The 8276-nt window shown below is 59.2% G+C and carries 10 protein-coding genes; 6 read left to right on the top strand and 4 right to left on the bottom strand.

Annotated features, from left to right (window positions below; all coding sequences use genetic code 11):
* Positions 1-371 precede the first annotated feature (371 nt).
* From COA55_RS14105 to COA55_RS14085, 5 genes are all read left to right on the top strand, one after another.
* Positions 372-1043: a MotA/TolQ/ExbB proton channel family protein gene (locus COA55_RS14105; RefSeq protein WP_063519379.1), complete on the top strand. Its 672-nt coding sequence runs from the start codon at positions 372-374 to the stop codon at positions 1041-1043.
* Positions 1033-1413 carry a biopolymer transporter ExbD gene (locus tag COA55_RS14100; protein WP_290502664.1) on the top strand — a complete coding sequence of 127 codons (381 nt, stop codon included), beginning with the start codon at positions 1033-1035 and terminating at the stop codon, positions 1411-1413. Before COA55_RS14105 ends, COA55_RS14100 begins: the two co-directional genes overlap by 11 nt.
* On the top strand, positions 1410-1844 hold the full coding sequence (locus tag COA55_RS14095) for a biopolymer transporter ExbD (protein ID WP_290502663.1): 435 nt from the start codon (positions 1410-1412) through the stop codon (positions 1842-1844). Before COA55_RS14100 ends, COA55_RS14095 begins: the two co-directional genes overlap by 4 nt.
* A complete protein-coding gene (locus tag COA55_RS14090) occupies positions 1841-2584 on the top strand; it encodes an energy transducer TonB (RefSeq protein ID WP_290502662.1) in 744 nt (247 codons plus the stop codon). The genes COA55_RS14095 and COA55_RS14090 overlap by 4 nt, the downstream gene beginning before the upstream one ends.
* A gap of 145 nt (positions 2585-2729) precedes the next feature.
* Positions 2730-3443 carry a divalent cation transporter gene (locus tag COA55_RS14085; RefSeq protein ID WP_082872277.1) on the top strand — a complete coding sequence of 238 codons (714 nt, stop codon included), beginning with the start codon at positions 2730-2732 and terminating at the stop codon, positions 3441-3443.
* Positions 3444-3699: 256 nt separating this feature from the next.
* On the opposite strand, the gene COA55_RS14080 is transcribed toward COA55_RS14085, so the two are convergent.
* The 4 genes from COA55_RS14080 to COA55_RS14065 form a co-directional block, all read right to left on the bottom strand.
* Positions 3700-4302 carry a flavin prenyltransferase UbiX gene (locus COA55_RS14080; protein ID WP_290502661.1) on the bottom strand — a complete coding sequence of 201 codons (603 nt, stop codon included), beginning with the start codon at positions 4300-4302 and terminating at the stop codon, positions 3700-3702.
* A complete protein-coding gene (locus COA55_RS14075) occupies positions 4299-4757 on the bottom strand; it encodes a DUF2214 family protein (protein ID WP_063519374.1) in 459 nt (152 codons plus the stop codon). The genes COA55_RS14080 and COA55_RS14075 overlap by 4 nt, the downstream gene beginning before the upstream one ends.
* 80 nt (positions 4758-4837) lie before the next feature.
* The gene (mpl, locus tag COA55_RS14070) at positions 4838-6190 is read right to left on the bottom strand and encodes a UDP-N-acetylmuramate:L-alanyl-gamma-D-glutamyl-meso-diaminopimelate ligase (protein ID WP_290502660.1); all 1353 of its coding nucleotides are present in this window, start codon (positions 6188-6190) and stop codon (positions 4838-4840) included.
* Positions 6191-6274: 84 nt separating this feature from the next.
* Positions 6275-7108, bottom strand: a complete 834-nt coding sequence (locus COA55_RS14065; protein WP_290502659.1) for an AraC family transcriptional regulator — start codon at positions 7106-7108, stop codon at positions 6275-6277.
* Between the two features lie 209 nt (positions 7109-7317).
* Between COA55_RS14065 and COA55_RS14060 the strand changes: the two genes are divergently transcribed.
* Positions 7318-8274: a triacylglycerol lipase gene (locus COA55_RS14060; RefSeq protein WP_290502658.1), complete on the top strand. Its 957-nt coding sequence runs from the start codon at positions 7318-7320 to the stop codon at positions 8272-8274.
* Positions 8275-8276 lie beyond the last annotated feature (2 nt).

Genomic DNA, 8276 nt, shown 5'->3' with positions numbered 1-8276 from the left:
AAAGACATCCTTCATCCTGAGCCTGACAGGCACAAAAAAAGCGAACCTCAAATGAGGTTCGCTTTATGAGGCTGCCAACTGTGGGACAGCAGTGGCTTCGGCGCCTTTTTCGTGCCCGCTCCCCTCTCAGCCCTTTTACCTGCGGCATTTTGCCGCTACCTGTGAATACATCCCAAATAGGAATGACTTGCATTAAGAAGGTAAAACTCTTAGTATTGCGAACCCTATTCAACCCTTGACGCTTATGTAATTGCCGCGCGCCACCCTGTGATTTCCTGTCATCGGGCTTCCATTATTACGCGGTAGACTACATAAGCCTTTGTGTACCCAAGACCGGGCACCTGATCATTTGCCCATAGCTGGAGTTTTCCATGCCCCCAATTTCCCTGCACTTGCCGGAATGGTTTGTCAGTGGCGGCGCCACCATGTGGGTCCTCGCCCTGCTGTCCGTTATTGCCCTGGCCACGCTGATTTCCAAGATCCTGCAATTTGCCCGTATCCGCCCCGGCAACAGCCGCCAGGCGGACCAGCTGCTCAACGCGCTGCGTCAGGGCAAACAGCCCGGCGAGCCGGGCAAGCTCAACAGCCCCATCGACCGGGTTCTGTGGCAGTGCTGGCAGAACCGTAATCTGGACGAAGCCGCCTGGCAAGAAGAAAGCCTGCGCCTGGCGCGCAGCGGCCTGGATGAACTGCGCGGCGGCCTGCGGGTGCTGGAAGTGATCAGCGCCATCGCCCCGTTGCTGGGCCTGCTGGGTACCGTATTCGGCATGATCGGCGCTTTCCAGGCACTGGAAACCGCTGGCTCACAGGTGGATCCCTCGATTCTTTCCGGCGGTATCTGGGAAGCCCTGCTGACCACCGCCGCCGGCCTCACCGTGGCGATCCCGACTCTGGCCGCATTCCACTGGGCCGACCGCAGCATCGAGCAATGCCGCGAAAAGATGCAGGACCGCTTGTCTCGCCTGAAAGTACTGCGCAACAACCACACGGCTCCCGAACCTCTGGAAGAGGATCGCGACCCGTCGGTGTCGCATGCATATTGAACCGGAGCGTCATCGCACGCCCTTTATCAGCCTGACACCCCTGATTGATGTGGTGTTCATCCTGCTGGTGTTCTTTATGCTTGCCACCCGTTTCGGGCAATACCATGACTTGCCCGTGAATGTGCAGCCTGCAGACAGCACCGAGCAGCCGGATGAACACTGGCTGGTGATTGAAGTGCAGGCCAGCGGTATGCTGACGCTCAACGGCGTCAGCTTTACCCCGGCCGCCGTGGCAGACCGCCTGGACACCAGCAAGAGCAAGGTGTGGGTCACGGTGAATCCGGACGCCACCCTGCAACAGGCACTGACCGCCGTGGATGCCATGAAGGCCGCCGGCGTTCGCGATGTCCAACTGGAGCTGTTGCCATGATGATCATGGAAACTTCATCACGCAGACCGCCACTGGAGCCGGTACTGCCACTGATCAATGTGGTCTTCCTGTTGTTGATCTTCTTCATGCTGGCCGGGCAATTGGCCAAGCGCCCCACCGTGGCGGTAGAAGCCCCCATGAGCCAGACCGCCAACGGCGAGGAAGCCCGGGACAAGCTGCTGCTTGTGATGCAGAACGATGGGCAATGGTTTGCCGAAGACAGCGCCGAGCCGTTAAGCGAAGAGGCATTACTGGCCCTGCTTGGCGACAATCCGGAAGAAGCGGAAGTCCGCCTGCTGGCCGACGCAGGAATATCCATGCAAGCCTTGCGCGAACGTTTGGAAACCCTGCAAGGCTTGGGTGTGGAGCAGGTTCGCCTGGTCACCCAGAGCGATGCCGCGCCAGACAGCAGTAGCCAGGAGGCACCATGAAGCCCCGCAATTTTTCCGCTTGGGTTATCTCTATTCTGGTCCACGTCAGTGTGCTGGTCACCGTCGGGGCCATGACCCTGGCTGGTGGCCGCCCGGCCAAGCCCGGCGTGAGCGAAATTGCCATCAACCTGTCGGCACCACCGGCTCCGAAACCCGCCGCGCCAGCGCCACAGCCCAAGGCCCAGCCTGCGCCGCAGCCAAAGCCAAAGCCGAAGCCGAAGCCGAAGCCCAAACCCAAGCCCAAACCGGTAGCGAAGCCAAAACCGAAACCGGAACCCAAACCAGAGCCCGTCCCCGAGCCGCAAGTGGCCGAAACCACGCCAGCGGAAACCGAGGACAATAACGCCGAAGAAGAGGTTTCAGCACAACCTTTGACCCAGGGCGCCAAAGGCATGGCAGGCGACCCCGGCAAAGGGGTGCATCAATCCGGTGACACGGAAAATGCGCTCAACAAGTACCTGGCCAAGGTGCGCGACACGATTGATTACAACAAGCAGTATCCGCACCGGGCCAAGATGCGCCGCCAGCAAGGAACCGTAAAAGTGTCCTTCGTGATCAATGCCTCCGGCCGCGCTGAGCAGGTTGAAATCACCGAAAGCTCCGGTAGCCGCATTCTCGATCGCGCCACCAGGGAACTGGTTGCACGTCTGCGCTTTGATGCCCCTCCCAAGGAACTGGATAGCGGCAGCGTTCCGGTGAAGGTCATCGCCCCGGTAGACTACGACCTGAGCAACAGCTGAACAGAGCGGTGCCCTGCACCGCCACAGTTGATCCCCTCCCCGCCAGTCATTACTGTTTAATTCAATAACGTTAAACCGCTGGCGGAACGGCATCCGTTCCGGTTCTGCCCCTTCGCGTTTTCTACCGGACTACCAAGGAAGGTCTGTGAGCCCATTAACTCTGGCATTACTGCTCAGCCTGGCCGCCGGCCTGAGCATGGCCGTCGGCGCACTGATTGCCGTCAAACAACATATCGCCCGTGACTGGCTACGCCAGGAAGTTCGCCATACCGTGATTGCCTTTGGCGGTGGCGCCCTGCTGGCTGCCGTGGCGCTGGTGCTGGTGCCGGAAGGGGCAAAACATCACACCCCGTTCTCCGCCACCCTGATGTTTGTCGGCGGCGGCGTGGTGTTCATGCTGATCGATCGCGCGCTCGCCGCCAAAGGGGGCGCCATGTCGCAATTGCTGGCCATGCTTCTCGATTTTGTTCCCGAAGCTATCGCACTGGGCGCCGCGCTGGCAGTGGGAGGCGGCCAGGCCTTTCTGCTGGCGTTCCTGATTGGCATGCAGAATCTGCCGGAAGGGTTCAACGCCTACCGTGAAATACGTGATAGCGGCGGGCTTGCCCCGGGCAAGATCATTCTCGCCTTTGCCGGGCTATCCCTTCTTGGGCCTGTCAGCGCCTGGCTGGGCTTTGCGGTATTGGTAAACATGCCAGTCATACTGGGCGGCATTATGCTGTTTGCCAGCGGCGGCATTCTCTACCTGATTTTCCAGGACATCGCCCCGCAAGTTCCACTGAAGCGGTCCTGGGCGCCGTCACAAGGCGCTGTTGCCGGATTTGCCCTGGGTTTGGTGGGGCATCTGTTAGTGCAGTGAGTTGGGGCTATTATAGAACGGAGCGTAGCGGAGTAACGCACGTCGTTCCGTGCGGCCCGAAGGGTGAGCGAAGCGAATAACGCCGCTTGTGGCGCGAACCGAGCGACAGCGAGGCGAGAGAAATCAACGATATCGACCCTTCTTTCCGGCGCAGTCGAGCACTGATCTCCCCGATCGCCCTGCGGGTGATTTCCTTGCTTCGCAAGGTTCGCACCTCGAGAGGTACTCCTACAGTCGCGTCGTAGCCAGGCCGGGGTTATTCTCCCCAGCGTTTCACCAGGGTCTGCTCCACACCAAGATGATCGAGTAACCGGGCCACCATGAAATCCACCAGATCGTCCACGCTTTGTGGCTGGTGATAGAAACCCGGCGCGGCGGGCATGATGGTGACACCGAGGCGGGAAAGTTTGAGCATATTTTCCAGATGAATCGCAGAAAAAGGCGATTCGCGGGGCACCAGAATCAACTTGCGCCCTTCCTTGATCGCCACATCCGCAGCGCGCTCAATCAGGTTATCACTGGCGCCCGTGGCAATGGCAGACAGGGTTCCGGTGGAACAGGGGCACACCACCATGGCCGCGGGGGCACCACTGCCGGAGGCAACCGGCGCGGTCCATTGTTCCAGCCCGCAGACGACCAGCCGTCCCTTGTCGGTCTTTACCCACTCACGCAAGGCCTGCTCAGCCTGGCCAGTACCTGCAGGAAGCTTCAGTTCGGTTTCCGTACCAATCACCACACGTGCGGCCTTGGACAGCAGCACAAAAACCTCGCAGTCCGCATCCAGCAGACACTGCAGCAGTCTCAGGCCATATGGCGCTCCGGAAGCGCCCGTAAAGGCAAGCGTAATGCGTTGAGTCATGAGCCCATCCCGACGCCTCTGGCCATCATCGCCGCCAGAATCGGCATCAGAATGACCAAATGAATTTCCGCCACCAGCACACCGCGCAGGTTGCGTTGCAGCTTGTCATCGATTTCCGGTACGTGGCCGGCTTTCACCGATTTTCGCCAGCCCAGCAGCACCTTGGTGGGATACAGGCTTAGCAAGGCGATCAACACAAACAGCGTGACCTTGCCATGGAACCAGGGGTTCGCCAGATAGAAGTTCCAGCCTTTTTCCGTCCAGCCCGCCCGGGCCAGGCCGCTGATCAATACCACCAACGCCGACAAGCCGTAGCCGATATCCAACCACAATAACGTGCGCACATTGCGCTCATTGATCCCCGTCCGCCACAGCAACAGCTCGCCATACAGGCAAGCAAACAACATCAGAATGCTGAGGTAATGGACCGAAGCCCAGAGTACAGACCAGAACATGGCAACCTCCTTGAAACCGCATCACGCCGCACGCTTCACGCTACAACGCATTGCCGCTTGTGGCGTGAAGCGTGCAGCGTTTATTCAGCCAACGCATCCAGCAGTTTCTGGTGAATGCCGCCAAACCCGCCGTTGCTCATCACCACCACATTCAACGGCTCACCTTTGTGGCTCACTACTTTGGCCACAATCTCATCCAGCGATTCACTGACCGATGCGGGCACTGGCGACTCGCTGAGCACCGAATCCAGCGACCAGTCCAGGCCCGGTGGCTGATACCAGATTACCTCATCGGCGCAGACGGTGCTGCCAGCCAACGCCGCCTTGTGATTTCCCAGCCGCATGGTGTTGGAGCGAGGTTCGATAATGGCGAGAATCTTGCCGTCGCCTACCTTGCGTCGCAGGCCATCCAGGGTCGTGGCAATGGCCGTGGGATGGTGGGCAAAGTCGTCGTACACCCGCACACCGCTCACCTCGCCGCGTAGCTCCATGCGCCGCTTCACACCCACAAATTCCGATAACGCTGCGGCGCCATCGGCCAGGGCCACGCCCACATGGCGGGCGGCCAGTAACGCGGCCATGCCATTGTTCACACTGTGACGGCCAGTCTGATCCCAACGCACCTGTGCCACTGGCTCGCCGTTTTCCAGCACGGTAAAGACCGAGCCGTCGTCCTGATCCAGACGATAGCCCAGCGCTTGGTCTTCGCCGAAACGCTCCACTTCACTCCAGCATCCCTGATCCAGCGTCTCTTCCAGTGCTGTTTCACCGTTAGGCAGAATCAACCGCCCGGAGGAAGGCACGGTGCGAATCAGATGATGGAACTGGGTCTGGATTGCCGCCAGATCCGCAAAGATATCCGCGTGATCAAATTCCAGATTATTGAGGATCACGGTACGGGGGCGGTAGTGCACAAACTTGCTGCGCTTATCGAAAAATGCCGTGTCGTACTCGTCCGCCTCCACCACAAAAAAAGGCGTCTCGCCCAGCCGGGCAGACACACCAAAATTACCTGGCACACCGCCGATCAGGTAACCGGGATTTAAGCCCGCGTATTCCAAAATCCAGGCCAGCATGGAACTGGTGGTGGTCTTGCCGTGGGTGCCGGACACCGCCATCACCCAACGGCCGGGAAGCACCACCTCTTCGAGTAACTGTGCCCCGGAGGTATACGGCAAACCGCGATCCAGCACCGCTTCCACTGCCGGGTTGCCACGACTCAGCGCATTGCCGACCACCACCAGATCCGGCGCAGGCTCCAGCTGGGCAGGGTCATATCCCTGGGTCAGGGTAATACCGGCCGCTTCCAGCTGATCACTCATGGGCGGGTAGACGTTCAGGTCGCTGCCGGTGACGTGATGCCCCTGGGCCTTTACCAGCTGCGCCAGCGACCCCATGAAAGTGCCGCAAATACCAAGAATATGAATATGCATGGGAAGGAACTGCCAACATTAAGATTCCCTGCACCATAACGGCAAGGGGCTACAAGGTGAAGAGGCTGCGCAGCGGAATTCACCTCAAGCCTGCTCGCCAGGCTCTCCCGCCCCGACCAGCACCCGGTTCCTGCGCGAATGGCCGAGCATGGCGGAAGGGGACATGCCCAGCATATTCTGAAATACATGGGACAAATGGGACGAATCGGAAAACCCCGCCGTCAGCGCCGCATCCGTGAGCGAACTGCCCATGGACATCATCGTCGAGGTCACAAACAAGCGGTGCCACAGGCGGTAGCGGCGGATAGGGATCCCGGTGGCATCCTTGAACACGCGCTGCAGACGCGCCCCTGACAACCCCACCTGGCTGGCAAGATCCTCATTGGAATAATTCTGTGCCGGGTCCGAACGGATCAGCTCGATAATGCGGGCAATGCGGGCATCCGGCCTGAACCCTTCTACCTCGGTACTGGCTGCGGGGAAAAGCAGATCTGCTAACTGCCCATACACTTCATCGGCATCCAGGCTATCGCGATATGCCTGCTTCAGTACCGACAGCTGCCTGCCCTGCAGCGAAGAATCAGAGTAAAAGCCGGGCTCGCGCCATTGCATCAAACGCTGATGAAACAAATAATCCCGGCCCAGCGGATCCAGAAAACAACAGGCAATCTGCTTTCCCTGCGGATCAGCGGTAAACGAGACACCGGCAGGCAACAACAGCGTTCGAGCACGAAATCTCTCTCCGCTTACGTCAAGCAACACGTCATCTTCCAGGCCAAACAACAGGGTATGCGCCCCGGCTGAAAAAGTAATACGGCTGCCGAGATAGCCCACATAGAGCGTTCTCAAACGCCACAGATACAACGTGGAAGGTGGCACGTCGGCTTGTTCATTCAGATTATTATTCTTGTCTTCCATATTTTTTCTCGACTGAAAAACAGTCTTTGCAGACTTACTGCATCGAATCAGTAGTGCCTGTGAATCCCGTCACAGTGCGCCAAAAACCCGATTCGACCACGCCCCATTCCTACAAGTCAGTATCACCAAACCTTCCTATAGTCCAGTCGTCGACAAACAAAACCAGCAGCCATGGCGCCGGCTGCATTCTAATAAACAGGAGAACAAACATGTCGATCATCGCCCGTGGCCTGATCATGGCCACCGTTCTGATATTAAGCACCAGCCAGGCCCATGCCTGGTCCTGGTTCGGAAAAGACACACGCTACGCCGACACCCGCTACCCCATCGTTCTGGTGGGTGGCATCATCGCGTTCGATGACATTGCCGGTATCGATTATTTCTACGGTATCGCCGATGACATGCGCGACTACGGTGCGGATGTGTACGAAAGCAACGTCAGTGCCCTGCAAAGCAATGAATACCGTGGTGAAGAACTGATTACCCAGATCGAAAACTACCTGGCCGTCACCGGGGCGCAAAAAGCCAACCTGATCGCTCACTCACAGGGCGCCCCCACCGCCCGCTATGTGGCAGCAGTGCGCCCGGATCTGGTGGCGTCGGTTACCTCCGTGCACGGTGAGAACCGCGGTACCCGGGTTGCCGATATCATTCGTGGAGTACTGCCTGAAGGCAGCGTATCGGAAGGGCTCGCCGACATGATCGCCGGGGGGTTTGGCGCCCTGTGGGAAATGGCATCCGGCGGCCCCAATGCCAATGACCAGTCCGCCACGGCAGTACTCGCCGATTCCACCACCGCAGGCATGGCCGCGTTCAATCAACGCTACCCCCAGGCCATGCCCAGCTCTGCCTGTGGCACCAGCGGCCAGCATTCCGTCAATGGTGTGCGCTACTGGTCCTGGGGCGGTACCGGCGTGCACACCAACCTGTTCGACCCCTTCGACAGCCTGCTGGTCACCGTCACCCAGTTTGCCTTCCCTTCCGGCGTCAAGCATGACGGTGTATTGCCCCTGTGCGGCATGTACCTGGGCAAACCCATTCGCCACAACTACCGCCACAACCACGCGGATGCCATCCGCCAGCTGTTCGGCCTGATGGGCTGGGAAACCGACCCGAAAACGTTATACCGCAATCAGGCCAACCGCCTGAAAAACGCTGGCCTGTAACG

Source organism: Alcanivorax sp. (assembly GCF_002733835.1).
Classification (GTDB): Bacteria; Pseudomonadota; Gammaproteobacteria; order Pseudomonadales; family Alcanivoracaceae; genus Alcanivorax.
Note: the sequence above shows the minus strand (reverse complement) of the source record. Positions and strands in the feature narration are given on the sequence as shown.